Raw genomic sequence first — 19,814 nt, 5'->3', positions numbered from 1 at the left:
GCCGCACCCTGTGGCCGTGTACGTCAAAGCCGCCGGGCGGCGGCCTCCAGCGCGTCGGCCACGAGTGACAGGAACCGTGCATGGGCCTGCGGACTGCAGACCGGCTCCGGATTCCAGGGCAGCACCCGGGCGACGTGCTCGATCGTCGACCACTCCTCGTTCGTCCGGAGCTCGTCCAGGGGTGTGGCGTTGGCGCGGATGTCGGCGAGCACGATGGCGGGGCGCAGCGTCGCGGCGTCCGCCCAGCCGACCGTGGACCAGTTCGCGCCGGGCCCCTCGGCCGGCTCCACCAGGTCGACGCCGAGCTCGGCCAGCACACGCAGCTCGGGCCACATGCGGGGGCGGGCGAGGTGCGTCCGGTCCTGGCCGGCCGGGGAAAGGGCGACCACCCTGGGCCGGTCCGGTCCGGCGGCGAGCGTGCGCAGCCGGTCCCGGGCAGCCTCCAGGTCCCCTGTCGCCGTCGTGGCCTCCTCGGCGCCGAGTGAGCGTGCCAGCTGCGCGAACCGGTCACCGATCTCCGCGAGGGTGCGCGCCTGGCCCACGTCGATGACGACGACCGGAACGTGCTCCTCCAGATGCTTGGCGGTCTCCGGAGCGAGCCCGTAGACATGACCGCCGCCGTAGCTGACGGCCACCACGAGATCCGGCTCACCGCTCAGCAGGGTGTCCACGTCCAGGGTGCTGCCCGCACCGAGGTAGCCGACCTCGGTCAGCGACAGCGATCCGGTCTTCGCCGCGTCCGGCACGGCTTGGTCGTCGTGATCGGAGCCGAATATCGCGCTCGGCCGTATCCCGTGGTCCCACAGGGTCGCTCCGGCCTGGACATAGGCGAGCACCCGCGTCGGGCGCCGCCCTGCGGTCGACAACTGCCCACGATCGTCGGAGAACTGCCACACGGTCTGCTCCCTCACGTCACACGCCCCTCGGCACCGGCCGCTTCGCCCCGTTTTCCGGGTCGTACACCAGTACCTGCCCAGCCAACCCCCGTGACACCCCCTCCCATGGCCGGTCCGGTACAGATGACGCGAAGACGCCCGCGGGTGGCCGGGACCGGCGCCCCCGGCACGGATCCCGCCCCGGTCGAGGACCTCCCCGCCGCTTGTCGAGGCGTGCGTGTGATGCTGATGGCATGACTGGTCGATCCGACATCGTCGTCGTCCGCTGGCCGGCCCGGCACGGTGCCACCGAGGACGGGCCGGCCCGACTGCTGACGGCCTACCATCTGCGGACCCAGGCCGAGAAGGGCGAGGCCGTGGCCGGCGCGGCCGAACTGCCCGACCGGTACCGGGCGGAGATTTCGGACCCGCGGGCGGTGTTCCACGACGATGTCGTGCTGCTGGCCCTGAGCGGTGACACCCCTGTGGGCTGTGTCGTGGTCACCGCCGCCGTCGAAGGGCGCTCGGAGATCAAGCGGCTGTGGACCGATCCGGAGTTCCGGGGACGCGGCATCGCCACCCATCTGATGAACGCCGCACTGGCGCACGCCGAACAGAGCGGAGTCGGCACCGTTCGGCTCTCCGTATGGAAGTGGCGCACGGGCGCCATCACCCTGTACGAGCGGCTCGGCTTCGGGATCACTGAACCGTGGGACGCGCGGGACGAGTTGGTTTGCATGGAGCGCACCGTGTGAGTGGGCGCCGGGCGTCGCCCCCATGCCGACGGACTGCTACAGGTCCGCTTCGGTGGTGCGGCCCAGGTAGGTGACGGGCCCGGGGTCCGGCACCTGGATCTCGCCGAAGCCGAGACGGTCGTAGAAGGCCCTGGCCGGAGTGTTGGACGTGAGCATGGACAGATGCACGGCCTCGACTCCCTTGGCCCGCAGCGCAGCCAGGAACGTACGCATCAGTGCTCTGCCGTACCCCTTCCGCTGCCATGCGGGCAGCAGATCGATGTGCAGGTGCGCGGGATGGGCTGTCAGTTCGGGGAGGATCATCCGCTCCGGGTCGTGCAGGAGGGCGATCATCTCCTCGCTGGGGGTTCGCGGCGGGCCGTCGAGCGCCGGGAAGCGCTTCTCGACCGACGGCAGCCATTTCTTGCGGAACGCTTCGACGAACTGCGCCGTGTTCGCGGTCCCCAGGATGTAGCCGACCGCTTGGCCCGTACCGTCGTCGATCACGAAGGCCAGATCGGGTTCGAGGCAGGCGTACGGCGTGGCGAAGATCGACGGCATCAGCTCCTGGTCCGGGTACAGATGCCGGGAGTCGCCGCCGTTGTCGGCCGTCCGGACGCAGATGTCCGCGAGGGCCGCACGGTCGTCGGGGTGGTAGGCCCGTGGGCCGACAGGCTGGGTCATTGCCTCATCTTGCCGAGCCTGGGAGCGCTCCCACAAGTCTCGGGCAGAAATTCTTCGAACACGACCGTGTTCCGTATCGATCCGGGCGGTACCCGTTCGTATAGAGGGTAAAACACCGGCACGGCGCTGGCGTCGCATCCCAGGAGGCGCACCATGAAGCACTACCTGCTCAGCGTGGTCACACCGTCCGAGGCCGAGCCGCCCTCCCCCGAGGCACTGGAACAGATCATGCGGAACGTGCACGGCTTCCACCAGGAGCTCCGACAGGCCGGGGCCTGGGTGTTCGCCGGCGGGCTGAGCTCCCCGACCACGGCCACCGTCGTGCGGGCGAAGGACGGCGACACGCTGCTCACCGACGGCCCGTACATCGAGGGGAAGGAGTACCTCGGCGGGCTGTGCATCATCAAGGCGCCCGATCTGGATGCCGCCCTCGACTGGGGCCGCAAGGCCGCGCGGGCTATCACGCTGCCCATCGAGGTCCGCCCGTTCGAGGGTGAAGCGGAGGGCTGATGGCCGGTGCACCCGGTCCTGCCACCTCGGCGGGCACACCCGCTCCTTCCTCCCGGCCGGCGCACCTGACGCGCCTGCGTTGCCCGCCGCGGACATCGAGCTTCTCCGGCCGATCTGCTCCGCAGGCTGGGCCGTACCTCGGACGCCGCGTCGGCGTACGACGCCGCTGTCGACCGCACGGAGAACACGGCCGAGCGGGACTTCCTGCAAAGCCGCCGCCGGTCGCTGCCGGAAGGCTGAAGGGAATGTTCAGCCGGCGTCGACACCGAGTCCGGTCAGGAATGCCGCAGCGGCCGGGGTGGGGCGGAAGCGGCTCCAGACCAACCGCTCCGTGCGGGCGGGCGCGTCGCGGACGGGCAGCACCTGTACTCCGGTCAGTTCCGCCGCGAAGGCGGCCGGAAGCATGGCGATGCCGAGCCCGCTGCGGACCAGCCGGACGATGAAGTCGGTGCCGCTGACCTCGAAGGCCACCTCGCGGGTGAGCCCCATCGCCGCGAACGCCTCCTCCGACTGTGCCCGGGCCGCGGTGCCGTCGGGGTAGTCGACGAACATCTCCTTCGCCAGCCGTTCCAGACCCACTTCCGCCTCACCGGCCAGGGAGTGGGTGGGGGCCACGACGGCGACCAGTTCGCCCGTGGCGAGCTCGTGATCGCTCACGCCCTTTGGCCGGTAGCTCGGCAGCACGCCCAGGAACGCCACGTCGAGCGCGCCGTCCCGCACCTCCTGGACCAGGTCCTTGCTCGCCCCCGTCGCGCAGGACGATGTGCACCTTCGGGTAGCGGAGGTGGAACGCCCGCAACGCAACCGGGATATCGACCGCGGCGACGGTCGGGATGGCTCCGACCGCAAGGCGCCCGCGGACCTCCCCCGCCGTGGCGGCCACTTCGGCACGGGCCCGCTCCGCCGCGTCCAGCGCCTGCCTGGCCTCCGGCAGGAACGCCTCGCCTGCCGCGGTGAGCCGCACCTGACGGCTGGTGCGGTCGAAGAGCCGGGCCCCCAGCTCCTTCTCCAGCCGCGCGATCTGATGACTCAACGCGGACTGGACGACCAGACATCTCTTCGCGGCGCGGGTGAAGTTCCCCAGTTCGGCCACCGCGACGACGTACCGCATCTGCTGAAGTTCCATGCATCCATCATGAATCACGATCGATGGAATGAAAAACATGTGTTGGACTCATGGATGGTGGATCCCCGACGCTGAGGGACATGGCTCATTCCACACACGGGACCCGAAACCGGGCTGTCCCGCGCACTCTCCCCGATTCGCCCTCGCTCGGGCGCGGCCTGGTCCTGCTGATGGCCCTCGCTGCCGGACTCTCGGCCGCCGGCAACTACTTCGCGCAGCCGCTGCTCGACATCATCGAGGTGAATCTGCACATCGGTGTCACCGCGGCAGGGCTGATCGTGACCGCCGCCCAGGCCGGTTACGCGGTGGGCCTGATCCTGCTCGTTCCCCTCGGGGACATCATGGAACGCCGCCGACTCGCCGTGAGCCTGTTCGCGCTGACCGCCTTCTTCCTCCTGGCCACGGCCGCTGCCCCCACCGGCCCCCTGCTGATCGCCGGGACCCTGCTCACCGCGCTGACCTCCGTCGGCGCGCAGGTCGTGGTGCCGTTCGCGGCGACGCTCGCGGCTCCGGCCGAACGCGGCAGGATCGTCGGCGTCGTCATGTCCGGTGTCCTGCTCGGCGGGCTGTTCGGCCGGATGGCCTCCGGCGCGCTCTCCGAGCTCGGCGGCTGGCGGACCGCGTACTGGGTCAACGCGCTGCTCATGGCCGTCATGGCGATACTTCTGCACAAACGACTCCCCCGGCTGCCCCGGCAGCGCGACTCGGCCCCGATGTCGTACACCGGACTTCTGCGCTCCACACTGTCCCTGCTGCGGCAGGAGCCTCTGCTCCGCTGGCGGGCAGCCATCGGCGCGTTCTCCATGGCCTCGTACAGCGTGCAGCTGACCGCGCTGACCTTTCTGCTGACCCGGCCCCCTTTCCGCTGGAATGCGGCCGCCATCGGACTCTTCGGCCTGGTGGGCGTCATCGGTGTGGTGGGCATGAACTTCGCGGCCCGGTTGAGCGACCGCGGCCGGGTACAGGCGGTGTCGGGAACGGCGGCCGCGCTCCTCACGCTCTCCTGGCTGCCTCTGCTGGCCGGCGAGTCCTCCCTGCTGTGGCTGGCGATCGGGGTGATCTCGCTGAACATCGCCCAGCAGGCGGGGCTCAACAGCGCACAGAATGTGATCTACGCGCTCCGCCCGGAGGCCCGCAACCGGATCAACTCCGGATTCATGACGCTCTTCTTCATGGGCGGGGCGGCCGGAGCCGCACTCGCTTCGGTGGTCTGGGCACGGGCGGGCTGGAGCGGCATCTGCATCCTGGGCGCTTCGCTGGCCGCCGGAAGCCTTGTGCTGTGGGTCCTGGAGCGTGTCCGGATGGCCTCCGCCACACGTCCCGGGTCCGTCGCCGTCACTCGTTGACGGTCGTCAGCAGCACTACGGCGTCCTCCAGCGCCAGCAGCCCGTGCCGCTCCTGCGGGATCGGGTGGAGTCCTCCGGCACTCAGCTCCACATCGCCGGAGGGCGCCGTGAGGCGTACTCTGCCGCGGAGCACCTGGAGGGAGGCCGCGGCGGGTGCGTTGTGCTCGTCGAGGGCGGAGCCGGAGGTGAGGGCGATGACGGTCTGGCGCAGGGGTTCCTCATGCAGCAGGCGATGGGCGCTGCGGCCGTGTGCTGAGGTGCGGGCCGCGGCCAGATGCTCGTCGGCGAGGGCATTCAGATCGTCCATATGCCCACTGTGCCGCAGCCCTCGTCCCCCCGCGATCCTGCCGCAGGCCCACCGCACGGATTGCCGGTCGCCCCGTCGGCTCCCCCGCGGTCAGTTCCGCAGCCAGGCCGTCGTGTCCTGCGGCAGCCTCCCCTCCTCGTCCAGCGGCCCACTGGTGAGAAGGACGTCCGTGTGTCCGGGCAGTTCGACGGGTTCCACGTCCAGATTGGCGACGCAGATCAGTCCTCCGGTCCGGGTGAAGGCGAGCACCCCGGGCGCCGAGGGCAGCCAGGTCATCTGCTGCGCACCGGAACCCGCCGCCACCCGGAAGCCCGGCTCGGCCCGGCGCAGCCGCAGAGCTTCGCGGTAGAGGCTGAGCATCGACTGCGGATCGGCGCTCTGCCGGTCGGCGGCGTACGAGGACCAGTCGGCCGGCTGCGGAAGCCACGGCTCCGTGGTGGAGCCGAAGCCGGCGTACGGAGCCTGCGCCGACCACGGCAGCGGCACCCGGCACCCGTCGCGCCCCGGGTCGGTGCCGCCCGAGCGGAAGTGCATGGGGTCCTGGATCCGGCCACACGGAATTTCTGCCTCCGGAAGACCCAGTTCCTCGCCCTGGTAGAGGTAGGCCGCACCGGGCAGGGCCAGTGACAGCAGGGCCGCGGCGCGGGCCCGCCGAGTGCCGAGTGCCAGGTCAGTCGGTGTGCCGAAGGACTTGGCCCCGAAGTCGAATCCGGTGTCCTCGCGGCCGTACCTGGTGACGGTCCGGGTCACATCGTGGTTGCACAGGACCCAGGTGGCGGGGGCGCCGACCGAGGCGTGCTCGGCGATCGTGTCGTCGATCGCGGTGCGCAGCGGCACAGCCTCCCAGGGGCAGGCCAGGAAGTTGAAGTTGAAGGCGGTATGCAGTTCGTCGGGGCGCAGATAGCGGGCGAAGCGTTCGCTGTCCGGGAGCCAGACCTCGCCGACGAAGACCGCCCCGTACTCGTCGGCGATGGCCCGCCAGGAGCGGTAGATGTCGTGGAGTTCGTCACGGTCGGTGAACGGGTGGGGGTCGCGGCCCTTGACGAAGTCGGGCAGTGCGGGGTCCTTGACGAGCAGGGCCGCCGAGTCGATCCGTACACCCGACACGCCCCGCTCGAACCAGAAGCGGAGCACGTCCTCGTGTTCCTGGCGGACGGCCGGGTGTGCCCAGTTGAGGTCGGGCTGCTGGGTGGCGAACAGGTGCAGGTACCACTCACCGTCCTCCAGCCGGGTCCACGGGACGCCGCCGAATTCGGAGACCCAGTCATTGGGCGGGAGCTCTCCGTCCGTGCCGCGTCCGGTCCGGAAGTGGAAGCGTTCCCGCTCGGGGCTGCCGGGTCCGGCGGCGAGGGCCGCACGGAACCATGCGTGCTGGTCGGAGACATGGTTGGGGACGACGTCGACGATCGTACGGATGCCCAGCTCGCGGGCCTCCACGATCAGCTTCTCGGCCTCGGCGAGACTGCCGAAGGCGGGGTCGATGGTGCGGTAGTCGGCCACGTCGTATCCGCCGTCGGCGAGCGGCGACAGATACCAGGGGGTGAACCAGACCGCGTCCACGCCCAGTTCGACGAGGTGGGGCAGCTTGGCCCGTACTCCCGCCAGATCTCCGGTCCCGTCACCGTCGCCATCGGCGAAGCTGCGTACATAGATCTGGTAGATGGCGGCGTCGCGCCACCAGTTCGCGGTGGCCTCGGACGGAAGGCTGGCTGCCACGTGGCGTTCCTTTCGGGCAGGTGGGGACTCCGCCGCCGGCCCCGGACAGCAGGGCGCTGGATGGAAGAGAGCCGACGGCGGAGTGCTGGGGGTGACGGCAGTTCGACGGCAGGGGCTAACCCTTGAGGCCGCCTGCGGTGAGACCGCTCATGATGTTGCGCTGGAAGAGCAGGAAGATGAGGAGCGTCGGGACGGAGGCGATGGTGAGCGCGGCGATGAGTACGTTCTCGGGTACCCCGCTCGCCAGCGAGTAGATGCCCACGTTGAGGGTCTGTTTGCCCGGATCCGGCAGGGTGAGCATCGGCCAGAGGAAGTCCTTCCACACACCGACGACCGCGAAGATGGAGACGACGCCGAGGATCGGCCGGGAGATCGGCAGGACCACCGAACGCAGGGTGCGCAGCGGCGTGGCTCCGTCGATGGCGGCGGCGTCCAGCAGTTCGCCCGGTATCGAGTCGAAGAACCGCTTCAGCAGGAAGATGTTGAAGGCGTTGGTGACGGACGGCAGCCAGATGACCCAGGGTGAGTTGAGCAGATTGCGCTGCACGATGGGCACGTCGAGGACCGTGAGGTACTGAGGTACGACGAGGACGGTGGCCGGGATCATCAGGGTGGCCAGCATCATGCCGAGGATGGCCTTGCCGAACACCGGGCGGAGTCTGGACAGCGAGTAGGCGGCGGCGACGTCGAAGAGCAGTTGGAAGGCGAGCGCGCCGAACGCGTAGTAGAGGGTGTTGAAGAGAAGTCCGGACAGGTCCATCACGGTCCAGGCCCGGGAGTAGTTCTCGGTGTGGACGGAGGCGGGGAAGGCAGTGGGCGGGCTCTGTACGGCTTCCTGGGTGGTCTTGAGTCCGCCGGTGACCATCCAGTACAGCGGTCCCATGAAGGCCACGGTGAACAGGATGATCACCAGGGCGAGGACGATCCAGTAGACGGCCTTGCCCCGGGGCCTGGCGAGCTGGGCCGGTGAGATCAGGGTCCGTTGGCGTCCCGGGTCGTCGGCGCGCCGCCCGGCCCTGCGCCGTCCGGGGACGCGCCGTCGGGAGACAAGGGTGTTCGATGCCATGGTCGGGCCCCCTACTGGTCTTCGCTGCTGCGGCTCAGTCGTACGTACACCGCGGAGAATCCCGCGAGGACGACGAGCAGGACGAGGCCGAGTGCCGCCGCACTGCCGTAGTTGTTGAAGTTGAAGGCGTACTGATAGATGAGGTAGACGACGGTGGTGGTGGAGCCCTCGGGGCCTGCGCCGTTGGTGAGCAGGAAGGGCTCGGTGAAGACCTGCATCGTCGCGATGATCTGCATCAGCAGGAGCAGCGAGAGGATGAGCCGGGTCTGCGGGACGGTGACGTGCCAGACCTTGCGCAGCAGCCCGGCGCCGTCGAGCTCGGCCGCTTCGTAGAGTTCGCCCGGGATGCCCTGGAGGGCGGCGAGATAGATCAGGGTGGCGCCGCCCATGTTCATCCAGGTGGCTGCGATGACGACCGAGAGCATGGCGGTGTCGGTGGACTGGAGCCATTGCTGGGCCGGGAGGTGGAGGAGTTCCAGGACACGGTTGAAGAGCCCGTAGCCGGGGTCGTAGAAATACTTGAAGAGAAGTACGGAGGCGACCGGGGGCAGCATCACCGGCAGATAGACCAGAAGCCGCAAGTAGCCCTCTCCGTGCCGGAATTCATTGAGGACGACAGCGACGACGAACGGCACCGCGAAGCCCAGCAGGAGCGCGAGCCCGGTGAAGAGCAGGGTGTTGCGCCAGGCCTGCCAGAAGGCCGGGTCGTTGAAGACGTGGCTGAGGTTGGACCAGCCGGCCCAGGTGGTCCGTCCGTCCTCGTTCTTCTGGAAGGCCAGGATGAACTCCCGGACCATCGGGTACCAGGAGAAGAACGAGAAGCAGAGCACCGCTCCGATCAGAAAGCCGTGCGCGGAGATGTTGCGGCGCAGTGTTCGCCGGAACTCCTGGCGGCCGGAGTCCGTACGGGCGGGGCCCTGGTGTCCACGGCGTGGCCCGGCCGCCTTGCTGGTGGACAGGGTGGGGGCCGACATGATGTCTCCTCGGTGCCGGTGTACTGAAGCGCAGACGGACGGCCGGATGCCGGGCCGGGGCGGTGCGCCCCGGCCCCGCGCGTCCGTCACTGGTTCGCGAGAACCTGATTGACCTGCTGTTCGGCGGTGGAGAGCAATTTGTCGATGTCGGCGTGTCTGTTGGTGAGGACCCCCGACATGGCGTTGTCGAGGATCTTGTAGATCTCCTGCGCCTTCGGCGGCTCGGCCTTGCCGGTGACCGGGTTGTCCATGAAGGCCTTGAAGTTCTCGACCGGCATCGTGGCGTTGGCGACCCGCTGTGCGTCGTCCTTCGTCTTGGTTGCGCCCAGGAAGAAGTTCGGCTGCGGCAGTCCGACGGGCAGCTGGTCGGCCTTGGTACGTGCCCAGTCGAACTGGCCCTTGCCCTGGGTGAGGTTCTTGAAGTTGAGCCAGGCGATGGCGGCCTTGATCTGGTTGGGCGAACTGCCCTTCTTGATCATGTAGTTGTTGCCGCCGAAGAGGGTTCCCTCGGCGCCGGGGATCGGGCCCATGCCGAAGTTCTCGTACCTGGCACCGAGTTGCTGGACCATGTACGTGATGTCGTCGGGTGCGGCAAGGAACATACCGAGCTTGTCGCTGGCTATCTGCTTCTGCAGGTCGCCCCACTTCAGCAGCTGGGTCTGGCTCATGCTGTTGTCCTCCCAGCGCATGTCGTGCAGCTGCTGGAGGACCTGCTTGCCGGTTTCGTCGTTGAAGGCGGCCTTCTTGCCGGTGGAGTCGACCACGTCCCCGCCGAGAGAGTACTGGGCTGCGGTGAAGTGCCAGCCGCCCGTGTTGCCCGCGCTGTACTCGCCGTATCCCGCGATGCCCTTGCCGAGTGCCGCGATCTTCCTACTGGCCTCCCGGACCGCGTCCCAGGTTGCCGGTGGCCGGTCCGGGTCGAGGCCGGCCTCGGTGAACAGCTTCCGGTTGATCATCAGACCCATGGTGTAGTTGCTGGTCGGCAGGGCGTAGAGCTTGCCGTCCTTGCGGGCCACATCGACCACCTGGGGCTGGATGTCCTTCAGCGCGGGCACCGTCCTGTCGGTGACGTACGCGGAGATGTCCTCGGCACCGTTGTTGTCGAGCGCCTGCTCCAGGTCGGTGAAGTAGGCGTAGAACACGTCGGGTTGAGACTTCGCCTTGAGCATCGCCGTGAAGCGCGGCGGCTCCAGGCACTGGCCGGGGGTGGACTTCCCGCTGATCGTGACGTTCGGGTACATCTTCTTGAACGTCTTGATGTCCTCGTTCCACTCACGCAGTTCCGCGGCCTTGGCGGCCGGCGGCATGCAGTCGATCGAGATCGTCACCTTCGCCTTCAGGTCGAGCGGGGCCGACAGGTCGGAAGAGCCTTCGGATCCGTCCCCCTTGCCGCCCCCGCTGCTGCTCGTACCGCAGGAGACGAGGGCGGTCAGGGCGAGCGCGGTGACGAGGGTGACGGCGGAGGCACGGCGTGTACGGCGGAACCCAGCACTTCTCATCGGTGGTCCCCTTCGGGCATGAGCGCGGAAGGCCCTCGGCCGGCACTCTGCCGGGGCGCGGCACACTCAACCACCGCATGCAGGGGAGAGCAATATCCCGCGCAATTTTCGTAAATGCTTGACAGTACGATGCATGTGGCGTGCACGGATGGCAGGGGGTGCGACAGCGGAAAGCGGGGCCCTGCGGCTGCGGGCCCCGCTCGTCGTGCGCTGTCGGCCGACCGGGATCAGAGTCCGCCGGTGTGCAGAAGCCGGTTCGGCGAACCCGGGCTCAGGCAGGACAGGACGTACCTCGGTGGGCTGGTCGTCGAGCCGGAACGCGATGCCCTCCGGCGTGGCGCCCGGGTTCCTCTGCTCGTAGAGGGCGGCGACACCGGCAATATGCCAAGTGGCCATGGAAGTTCCGTCGAGTGTTACGGAGCCGCCGCCGAGTCCGGCGGAGAAGATGTCCGCGCCGGGGGCGTAGAGCCACGCGCATGAGCCGTAGTTGCTGAAGTCCCTTGAGCGTGCTCATCCGGACAGCTCACACGAGTGGCGCGGATGTGCCCGCGCATTCGTCCCGGACGGGACAGGCCATCAGCCGTTCGCGGTCCACCGGTACCTGACGTCCGGTTCCTTCTCCTCGTTGCGGCTGCCGTCGTCGAACCCGACCGCGGTGAAGCCGTACCGCTCGTAGAAGGCCCGGGCGTCGGTGTTGCGCTGGAAGACGTACAGAGTGAGCTCGTCGGGGGCGATCTCGCGCGCCTTGGCCAGGAGCAGCGAGCCGATGCCCCGACGCCGTACATCGGGTCGCAGATACAGGTGTTCCAGCTCGGTTCCGTCGAGGGAGGCGAACCCCAGCACGTCCCCGGTCCCGGTCTCGGCGAGCCACACCGTTGTTCCGGGCAGAACGACATGGGTCATCCAGGCCAGCGTGTCCTCGTCGCTGTGCACCTTCGGCAGGTACGGCATGGCTGCGGCGCGGGAGGCGAGGAACAGCCGGGTGAGCGGCTCCGCGTCCTCGGCGGCGGCCTCGCGCAGCAGAACGCGGTCGGCCGCTGCGGACTCGGTCAGTGCCATCTCGTCTCTTCCCGTTCGGTCGGAACCCGCCACTTCTCGCACGCTGCGGTGGGCTGCTCGTCGTCGTGGACAAACATATGTCGGGACGGAGCCACGCCTCCACAGGATTTGGGCTGTTCATCCGGGCCGGCCCTTCCGTCCGCGCCGGTGCGTGTCCACGGCGGGGCAGTCGCGGACCGGCGCGGGCCACCCGCGAAAATGGCGGAGGGGAAGATCGCAACGACCGACCGATACGGAGGAGTGGGCAGATGCCGCACGAACGAGCTGGACAGCCGGCCCGGCCGGAGGATCTCACCGATGTGGCCCGGCTGGTCACCGCTTATTACACGCTGCACCCGGATCCGGCCGAGCCCGGCCAGCGGGTGGCCTTCGGTACCTCCGGCCATCGCGGGTCGTCCATGGCCACCGCGTTCAACGAGGACCACATCGCCGCCACCAGCCAGGCCATCAGCGAGTACCGGGCGCTGCAGGGCACGGACGGGCCGCTCTTCCTCGGCGCCGACACCCATGCGCTGTCGGAACCGGCCCGGATCACCGCCATCGAAGTGTTCGCCGCCAATGACGTGACCGTGCTCATCGATCCGGCCGACGGCTACACCCCGACCCCGGCGGTGTCGCACGCCATCCTCACCCACAACCGGGGCCGGACCTCGCAGCTCGCCGACGGTGTGGTGGTCACTCCGTCCCACAACCCGCCCGGTGACGGCGGGTTCAAGTACAACCCGCCGAACGGCGGCCCGGCCGGCTCCGAGGCCACCGGCTGGATCCAGGAGCGGGCCAACGAGATCATCGCCGCCGGGATGAAGGACGTACGACGGCTGACCTACGTCCACGCACGGGCGGCGTCGACCACCGGGACGTACGACTTCCTCGGCAGCTACGTCGCGGACCTGCCGTCCGTGCTCGACCTGGACGCGATCCGCTCGGCGGAAGTACGCATCGGTGCCGACCCGTTGGGCGGCGCGTCGGTCGCGTACTGGGGCCGCATCGCCGAACAGCACCGGCTCGATCTGACCGTGGTCAATCCCCTGACCGACCCCACCTGGCAGTTCATGACGCTGGACTGGGACGGAAAGATCCGGATGGACTGCTCCTCGCCGTACGCGATGGCCTCGCTGATCGGACAGCGCGACCGCTATCAGATCGCGACCGGGAACGACGCCGACGCCGACCGGCACGGCATCGTCACACCCGACGCCGGGCTGATGAACCCGAACCACTACCTCGCCGTCGCCATCAACTACCTGTACGCCCACCGCGACCAGTGGCCGGCCGCAGCGGGCATCGGCAAGACGCTGGTCTCCTCGGGAATGATCGACCGGGTCGCCACCGGCCTCGGCCGTGAGCTGGTCGAGGTGCCGGTCGGCTTCAAGTGGTTCGTGGACGGACTGGCCGACGGATCGCTCGGGTTCGGCGGCGAGGAATCGGCCGGGGCGTCCTTCCTGCGCCGAGACGGGTCGGTGTGGACGACCGACAAGGACGGCATCATCCTGGCGCTGCTCGCCTCCGAGATCCTCGCGATGACGGGCAAGTCCCCGTCCGAGCACTATGCGGCGCTCACCGGCCGGTTCGGCGAGCCGGCGTACGCCCGGATCGACGCTCCCGCCGACCGCGAGCAGAAAGCGGTTCTCGCACGGCTCTCCCCCGAGCAGGTCGCGGCCGACACCCTGGCCGGTGAACCCGTTACGGCCGTGCTGACGGAGGCGCCCGGCAACGGCGCACCGATCGGCGGCATCAAGGTGACCACCGAGAACGCCTGGTTCGCCGCCCGCCCATCGGGCACCGAGGACGTGTACAAGATCTATGCCGAGTCATTCCTGGGCACCGACCATCTCGGCCGGGTGCAGGAGGAGGCCAAGGCCGTGGTCTCCGCGGCGCTGGACGCCTGAGACCGGCCGGGGCCGCCTCGGCGGCCCCGGCCGTTCGGCGGGCTCAGCGCACGATGTCCACGAAGACCGGGTTGGTGTAGAACCAGGTGTCGAGCCATGGGTTGCCCTTGCCGGGCTCGTGCGGGAGCGGGCCGTGCGGGTCGATCGACGCACCGAGGAATCCCGTTCCGTGGCGCTTGCCGTCGCTGCCGCGCAGCCGCAGGTAGAACGGCTCGTCCGCGCGCCCGACGGGGATGCGCAGGGTGTACGTGCCGCGTCGGCCCGCAACGTCGGCGGTGTGGGCGAGCCGCGTGTCCGGGGCGTGCCAGTCGTCGCGGTCGGCGGCCGGGCCGCGGACCGCGCCGCGGATGACGTCGACGTGCTCCAGACGCGGCAGCACACCGTACGGATTGCGGCGGGAGGCGGCCGTCACCGTGACGGTGAGGGTGAGCTTCTCGCCGCGCCGGGCGCGCAGTCGGCCACCGAGTGTGGCGCTGTTGCCGTGCTCGCCGCGCACCTTGACGTCGATGCCGTCGACCAGATGGCCGTGGTCGACCCAGACCCGGCCGGCCCGCAGTCCCTCCATCACCTGCCGGTAGCCGTACCGGGTGACGCCGACATGCGTACGGCTGAACTGGCCTGGCCAGAAGTCGCCGCCGGGCTGCGGCTCGGTGGTGTCGTACGGGTCGGGGACGTGGCCGGTGTTGTCGAAGTTCTGGCCGGGCGGCCAGGCGCCGTTGACCCAGGTGTCCTGGGCGACGCGGTGGACGTCGGAGTTGGAGGTGATCGTGAAGAGCTTGCCCTCCGCCAGCATCGCGTCCCACAGGCCGCCGACGGTCGCGGTCGCCCAGTCGAAGCCCCCGTAGGTGACGTACGCCTCGCGCGGGTAGCCGGGCCAGGAGTCGGCGGAGGGTGAATTCGTGTACTCACCGCGGATGTTGGTGTCCGGGTGCCAGCCCGGGATCGCCCCGGCCTGGGCGCCCGGGGCGCCCTCCATGCCGATCATGATCTCGGGGGCCGCGTCGCGCCAGCCTCGCATCTCGTGCGGGGAGTCGATACCGAGCCGCATGGGGTGGTTGGCGAGTACGAGCACGTCGTCGACGTACCGGGTGCGGCGCTGTTCGGCCAGCCACTTGAGGGCCTTGACCGCGTGCGCCTCGTTCCGCGGGGTGTCGGGGTGCGTGGGGGCACCGGCGGTGTATCCGAGCAGCTTGCCGTCGAAGGCTTCTTCGAAACGGGTGAGGAGATCGACTTCATGCCGTCCGGGCGGTGAGAAGACGGTGCAGTGCTCGGCACCGGGGATGTACCACTCCAGGCCCTGGAAGATCAGCATGCGCTCGTTGTCGGCGCGGGCCTTGAGGATCTCCCGGTGCTCCTGAGCGGCGCCGAGCTCGGCATGGCCGATGTTGCTGTGCTCGGTGAAGACCATCCAGTCGAGGCCGAACTTCTGTCCTGCCGAGGCCAGCTGGGAGAAGGTGTACTTGGCGTCATGGCTGTAGACGGAGTGGTTGTGGTGGTCGCCGACCAGATAGACCAGGTCGGGGGCGTGTCCGTGCCCGAGTCCCTGGGACCGCCCTCCCCGGCTGTCGGCCAGCGCGGGCAGCGGCAGCGACGCGGCGGCGAAGGCCGCACCGAACAGACCGGCTCGGCGCATCAGACCTCGGCGGCTGAGACCCTGCGGGTCGAGCGACTCCGCGGGAACCTGGGGGTCGGCCCATTCGGGCACGGGGTGGGACATGGCGCGACATTCTCCTCAGTGCAGGGCGGCAACGGCCCGAGGCCCGGATCGTGACGCCGCCGTGGTGAGGATTTCTTGATTCCGGAAATGTCGGGTGAACCTGGCCTGAAGGGCGTGGGTCACACCTGTGGCGCGCCGGATACGGAGGCTGCGGACCAGCTGGGCGGAGTCAGTTCAGCGCGATACACCGGGCATATAACGGCATGTATCGCTACAATTTGGGCATGGGAGAACGGCCTGTCACGCCGACTGCGCCCGAACTCGTTCTCGAAACCGACGCAGGACCGACTGTGATGAGTCCGAGCCGGGATTACCACGTCGGGCGCGACCCCATGAGCGACATCGTCATCGACGACGCACGGGTTTCGTGGCACCACGCGGTGCTGCGGCCCGTGGCCGACCACTGGTCGCTGGAGGACGAGGACAGTACGAACGGCACGTACACGGAAGGCAGGCGCATCCATGAGTCGGGCGTGGGCCCCGGCAGCGTCATCCGGTTCGGTCACCCCGCGGACGGGCCGTGCGCCGTTCTGATCGGCCAGGGCCCCCCGGCCTCCGCACTGCATCCTGCCGATCGCCCGTCCGCCGTCTCCGTGCCCGCGGCCACCGGTACGTTCCGGCAGCCGACCGTCGTGCGGCCGCGGCCTGTCCATAACGTGAGCATCGGCCGCAGCGCCGACAACGACCTCGTCGTCGACGACCTGACCGTGTCGCACCGGCACGCCGAACTGAGGGCACATCCGGACGGCACGTACGAGATCGTCGACCTCGGCTCGTACAACGGCACGTATCTCAACGGCCAGCTGGTCGGCCGCGCCCCGGTCGCCGCCGGTGACATCGTCGGCATCGGGCACTCCGAGTTCTCTCTGGTCGGCGACGTGCTCCAGGAGTTCGTCGACACCGGTGAGGTCTCGCTCGATGTGCAGGACCTGGCGGTCACCGTGGACCGGGGCAGCAAGACCCTGCTCGACCATGTCTCCTTCCCGGTGGGCGAGAAGTGTCTGCTCGGCGTGGTGGGTCCGAGCGGCTCCGGTAAGTCCACCCTGCTCAACGCACTGACCGGCCTCCGCCCGGCCGACGAGGGCAGCGTCCTCTATGACGGCCGCGACCTTTACCACGACTACGCCGAGCTGCGCCATCGCATCGGGCTCGTCCCGCAGGACGACATCCTGCACTCCCAGCTGACCGTGCGCCGCGCTCTCGGATACGCCGCCGAGCTTCGCTTCCCGCACGACACCGCCCCCTCCGAACGCCGGGCCCGGGTCGCCGAAGTGATACGTGAGCTGGCTCTGGAAAAGCGGGCGGAGCAGCCGATTCACAGCCTCTCCGGCGGCCAGCGCAAGCGCGTCAGCGTCGCGCTGGAGCTGCTGACGAAGCCGTCGCTGCTCTTCCTCGACGAGCCGACTTCGGGGCTCGACCCCGGCATGGACCGCTCGGTCATGCATATGCTCCGGGGGCTGGCCGACGACGGACGTACGGTCATCGTCGTCACGCACAGTGTGCTCAGCCTCGATGTCTGCGACCGGCTGCTGGTCCTCGCCCCCGGCGGAAAGACCGCCTTCTACGGGCCGCCGGACGACGCACTCGCCTTCCTCGGGTTCGAGCAGTGGCCGGAGGCCTTCGAAGCGTTCGAGAACGACCGGGACCGGGAATGGTCGACGCAGTACCGCGCGTCCCCGTTCCACCGGCAGTACATCGCCAACTCCACCGCGCAGCCGAGGCTGCCGCACGCCGCGGTCGCCCCGGTCGCACCGCCGCCGAAGACCCGGAGCGGGGGCGCTCAGCTGCGGACGCTGGTCCGCCGCTATGCCGCCGCGCTGAGTGCCGACCGGACGTTCCTGGCCATCATGATCGCTCTGCCGTTCGTGATGGGCGCGATGACCCGCGCCCTGGCCGGCAGCCGGCTGACCCAGGACACGGCTATCAACGCGCTGCTGATCCTCTGCGTTGGCGGCGTACTGACCGGCGCCGCCAACGCCGTACGGGAACTGGTCAAGGAACGGGCGATCTACCAGCGGGAGCGGGCTGTCGGTCTGTCGAGATCGGCGTATCTGATGTCCAAAGTGGTTGTCCTGGGCACCATTACGATGCTGCAGGCCGTGGTCCTGACCCTCGTCGGTCTGGTGGGCGTCGATCTGAACGCTCCGGGCGGCAAGGGCGTTCTCCTGCCACCGCTGGTCGAGATCACGCTGGCCATGGCCATGTTGTCGTTCACGGCGATGATGCTCGGTCTGCTCATCTCCGCGCTGGTGCGCAAGGAGGAGGTCACCATGCCACTGCTGGTGCTCCTCGCCATCGTCCAGGTCGTCTTCTGCGGTGCGCTGCTGAAGCTGCACGGGGTGCCCGGCCTGGAGCAGCTGGCGTGGCTGGTGCCGTCCCGGTGGGCGCTCGCGGCGATGGGCGGGACCATCGGGCTCGCCAGGATCGTGCCGGGAAAGGTGAGCTCGGATCCGCTGTTCGAGCACTCCGCATCGGTGTGGCTGCTGAACATGGGGATGCTGGTGGTGCTGTCGGTCGTCTTCGGACTGGTCATCGCGCGGCTGCTGCGCCGGCACGAACCCGCCGTCATGCGGAAATAGCGGAAGGAGGCGCCCATGGTGACTCCGGAGTTCCACCCGACCCATGTCGTCCCCCAGGAGGGGCTGCCCGCCTGGGAGGCGCCGGACGTCTCCCGCCCCGCCGAACCGCTCGACCCGCTGCTCCCGGTACAGCTCATCGACCGGCGCGGGGACTGGGGGCAGGTCCTGTGCGCCAACGGCTGGTCGGCCTGGGTGGACGGCCGCCTGCTCGTCTCCGTACCGCAGGGGCCGCCGATGGCCGGGCAGCCGGTCGCCCGTACGGCGGATCCGCGCCCCCTGCTGGCCCGGGTCCAGGAGTCGCTGGCCCAGTACCGGCGCGCCGCGGAGGAGCTGGCCGATGGGCGTATCGACGGGGAGACCTTCCGCCGCCGTACGCAGGGGCTGCGGGTGGGGACGGTCGTGGACGGCGAGGCGGTGTGGCTGTACGACGCCGAGCACGAGCGCTGGGTGTACTGCGACGGGACGCGGCTGAGCACCTACGCGGCCTCGGCCCGACCGGGCAGGCCGAGCAGAGCTCCGGCGGACGGGCCGACGGAGGCGGTCGAAGCGGACCCGACGCAGGTCGTCGCGCCCGAGCAGTCGGCCGACGCCCGAGCGCCGGAAGAGACCGACGAGGAGCTGACACAGATCGTCCACCCGGTCGACGAATCCGGCCCGCCCGCCGCGCATCCGCCCACCCGGGCGGGTGACGGGTGATGGCCGGCGAGCCCCGGCGCCCGGCCGCCGCGCACTCCTCGCGGGGCACCGAGCTGCCTGCTGGAAGGCCTTCCGGTCTGATCGGGAAGCAGATCGCGAGCTATGTCGTGGAGAGCGAGATCGGCCGCGGTGGCATGGCGGTGGTCTACCGGGCCAAGGATCTGCGACTGGACCGCACGGTCGCGCTCAAGCTTCTGGCACCCGAACTCGCGCGCAACGACACATTCCGCAAACGCTTCACCCATGAGTCACGGGTCGCGGCCGCGATCGACCATCCGCATATCGTGCCGGTCTTCGAGGCCGGTGAGACCGAGGGCATTCTCTACATCGCCATGCGCTACGTCGCGGGTCAGGACCTGCGCGCCCGCATAGACCGCGAGGGGCCGCTGCAGATCGGCACGGCGGTCCGGATCGCCGCGCAGGTGGCGTCCGCACTCGACGCCGCCCACGATCACGACCTGGTGCACCGGGACGTCAAGCCCGGCAACATCCTGGTCGCGGCGGGCACGGACAGCGACCACCCCGAGCACGTGTACCTCACCGACTTCGGCCTGACGAAGAAGTCGCTGTCGCTGACCGGATTCACCTCGGTGGGCCAGTTCGTCGGAACGCTCGACTATGTGGCGCCCGAGCAGATCTCCGGCCGTCCGGTGGACGGCCGGTGCGATGTCTACAGCCTGGCGTGTGTCGTCCACGAGACCCTGGCCGGCGGACCGCCGTTCCAACGCGAAGACGACATGGCTCTGCTGTGGGCCCACCAGTTCGACCCGCCGCCGCCCCTGAGCGGGCTGCGCCCCGATCTCCCGGCCGCGGTGGACGACGTACTGGCGAAGGCGCTGGCCAAGAGCCCGGACGACCGGTACGACTCATGTCTGCAGTTCGTGGCCGCCCTGCGTTCGGCCGCCCGGGGCGGTGCGCCGGAGAACCATCCGCCGACCCTGGTCGACCGGCGGATCGCCACACGGCCCCCGGAGCCCGAGCCACCGCCCAGGCCGCCGCGGTGGGCACTGCCGGTGTTCCCCGGGCTCCGGCGGTAG

Annotated in this window: 17 protein-coding genes and 1 pseudogene; 7 read left to right on the top strand and 11 right to left on the bottom strand. The window is 69.5% G+C overall.

The annotated features are described in order from the left end of the window. Nucleotides 1–23: 23 nt before the first annotated feature. The gene (locus OG609_RS38475; RefSeq protein ID WP_327277043.1) at nt 24–911 is read right to left on the bottom strand and encodes an ABC transporter substrate-binding protein; all 888 of its coding nucleotides are present in this window, start codon (nt 909–911) and stop codon (nt 24–26) included. Between the two features lie 218 nt (nt 912–1,129). Here OG609_RS38475 and OG609_RS38470 point away from each other — a divergent pair, with 218 nt between their 5' ends. Beyond that, nucleotides 1,130–1,630, top strand: a complete 501-nt coding sequence (locus OG609_RS38470; protein WP_327277042.1) for a GNAT family N-acetyltransferase — start codon at nt 1,130–1,132, stop codon at nt 1,628–1,630. A gap of 36 nt (nt 1,631–1,666) precedes the next feature. Here OG609_RS38470 and OG609_RS38465 read toward each other — a convergent pair whose 3' ends face one another. After that, the gene (locus OG609_RS38465) at nt 1,667–2,293 is read right to left on the bottom strand and encodes a GNAT family N-acetyltransferase (protein ID WP_327277041.1); all 627 of its coding nucleotides are present in this window, start codon (nt 2,291–2,293) and stop codon (nt 1,667–1,669) included. Nucleotides 2,294–2,446: 153 nt separating this feature from the next. On the opposite strand from OG609_RS38465, the gene OG609_RS38460 reads away from it, so the two are divergent. Next, complete coding sequence (locus OG609_RS38460; RefSeq protein WP_327277040.1) at nt 2,447–2,803, top strand: YciI family protein; 357 nt, start codon at nt 2,447–2,449, stop codon at nt 2,801–2,803. Between the two features lie 249 nt (nt 2,804–3,052). On the opposite strand, the pseudogene OG609_RS38455 reads toward OG609_RS38460, so the two are convergent. After that, nucleotides 3,053–3,929 (bottom strand): annotated as a pseudogene (locus tag OG609_RS38455) (LysR family transcriptional regulator). 80 nt (nt 3,930–4,009) lie between these two features. On the opposite strand from OG609_RS38455, the gene OG609_RS38450 reads away from it, so the two are divergent. Next, a complete protein-coding gene (locus OG609_RS38450) occupies nt 4,010–5,275 on the top strand; it encodes an MFS transporter (RefSeq protein ID WP_327277039.1) in 1,266 nt (421 codons plus the stop codon). On the opposite strand, the gene OG609_RS38445 is transcribed toward OG609_RS38450, so the two are convergent. From OG609_RS38445 to OG609_RS38415, 7 genes are all read right to left on the bottom strand, one after another. Next, nucleotides 5,265–5,582 (bottom strand): cupin, encoded by a 318-nt coding sequence (locus OG609_RS38445; protein ID WP_114242880.1) that lies wholly within the window; start codon nt 5,580–5,582, stop codon nt 5,265–5,267. The two genes, OG609_RS38450 and OG609_RS38445, sit on opposite strands and share 11 nt — an antisense overlap. A 90-nt stretch (nt 5,583–5,672) precedes the next feature. Then, nucleotides 5,673–7,298 carry a glycoside hydrolase family 13 protein gene (locus OG609_RS38440; protein WP_327277038.1) on the bottom strand — a complete coding sequence of 542 codons (1,626 nt, stop codon included), beginning with the start codon at nt 7,296–7,298 and terminating at the stop codon, nt 5,673–5,675. Between the two features lie 115 nt (nt 7,299–7,413). After that, a complete protein-coding gene (locus OG609_RS38435; protein WP_327277037.1) occupies nt 7,414–8,364 on the bottom strand; it encodes a carbohydrate ABC transporter permease in 951 nt (316 codons plus the stop codon). An 11-nt stretch (nt 8,365–8,375) separates the two neighbouring features. Continuing rightward, on the bottom strand, nt 8,376–9,338 hold the full coding sequence (locus tag OG609_RS38430) for a carbohydrate ABC transporter permease (protein ID WP_327277036.1): 963 nt from the start codon (nt 9,336–9,338) through the stop codon (nt 8,376–8,378). 86 nt (nt 9,339–9,424) lie between these two features. Beyond that, a complete protein-coding gene (locus tag OG609_RS38425) occupies nt 9,425–10,837 on the bottom strand; it encodes an extracellular solute-binding protein (RefSeq protein ID WP_327277035.1) in 1,413 nt (470 codons plus the stop codon). Nucleotides 10,838–10,903: 66 nt separating this feature from the next. Beyond that, on the bottom strand, nt 10,904–11,284 hold the full coding sequence (locus OG609_RS46445) for a S8 family serine peptidase (RefSeq protein WP_442818094.1): 381 nt from the start codon (nt 11,282–11,284) through the stop codon (nt 10,904–10,906). A gap of 129 nt (nt 11,285–11,413) precedes the next feature. Continuing rightward, the gene (locus OG609_RS38415; RefSeq protein WP_327277034.1) at nt 11,414–11,896 is read right to left on the bottom strand and encodes a GNAT family N-acetyltransferase; all 483 of its coding nucleotides are present in this window, start codon (nt 11,894–11,896) and stop codon (nt 11,414–11,416) included. Nucleotides 11,897–12,144: 248 nt separating this feature from the next. Between OG609_RS38415 and pgm the strand changes: the two genes are divergently transcribed. Continuing rightward, on the top strand, nt 12,145–13,785 hold the full coding sequence (gene pgm, locus OG609_RS38410; protein ID WP_327277033.1) for a phosphoglucomutase (alpha-D-glucose-1,6-bisphosphate-dependent): 1,641 nt from the start codon (nt 12,145–12,147) through the stop codon (nt 13,783–13,785). Between the two features lie 43 nt (nt 13,786–13,828). Here pgm and OG609_RS38405 read toward each other — a convergent pair whose 3' ends face one another. Then, complete coding sequence (locus tag OG609_RS38405) at nt 13,829–15,502, bottom strand: PHP domain-containing protein (RefSeq protein ID WP_327277032.1); 1,674 nt, start codon at nt 15,500–15,502, stop codon at nt 13,829–13,831. A 224-nt stretch (nt 15,503–15,726) separates the two neighbouring features. Here OG609_RS38405 and OG609_RS38400 point away from each other — a divergent pair, with 224 nt between their 5' ends. Genes OG609_RS38400 through OG609_RS38390 form a run of 3 tightly spaced genes read left to right on the top strand, consistent with a single transcriptional unit; the run spans nt 15,727 to nt 19,814 of the window. Beyond that, nucleotides 15,727–18,081, top strand: a complete 2,355-nt coding sequence (locus OG609_RS38400) for an FHA domain-containing protein (RefSeq protein WP_327277031.1) — start codon at nt 15,727–15,729, stop codon at nt 18,079–18,081. 15 nt (nt 18,082–18,096) lie between these two features. Beyond that, on the top strand, nt 18,097–18,777 hold the full coding sequence (locus OG609_RS38395; RefSeq protein ID WP_327277030.1) for a hypothetical protein: 681 nt from the start codon (nt 18,097–18,099) through the stop codon (nt 18,775–18,777). Further along, a complete protein-coding gene (locus OG609_RS38390) occupies nt 18,777–19,814 on the top strand; it encodes a serine/threonine-protein kinase (protein WP_327277029.1) in 1,038 nt (345 codons plus the stop codon). The genes OG609_RS38395 and OG609_RS38390 overlap by 1 nt, the downstream gene beginning before the upstream one ends.

Source organism: Streptomyces sp. NBC_01224 (assembly GCF_036002945.1).
Lineage (GTDB): Bacteria > Actinomycetota > Actinomycetes > Streptomycetales > Streptomycetaceae > Streptomyces.
Note: the sequence above shows the minus strand (reverse complement) of the source record. Positions and strands in the feature narration are given on the sequence as shown.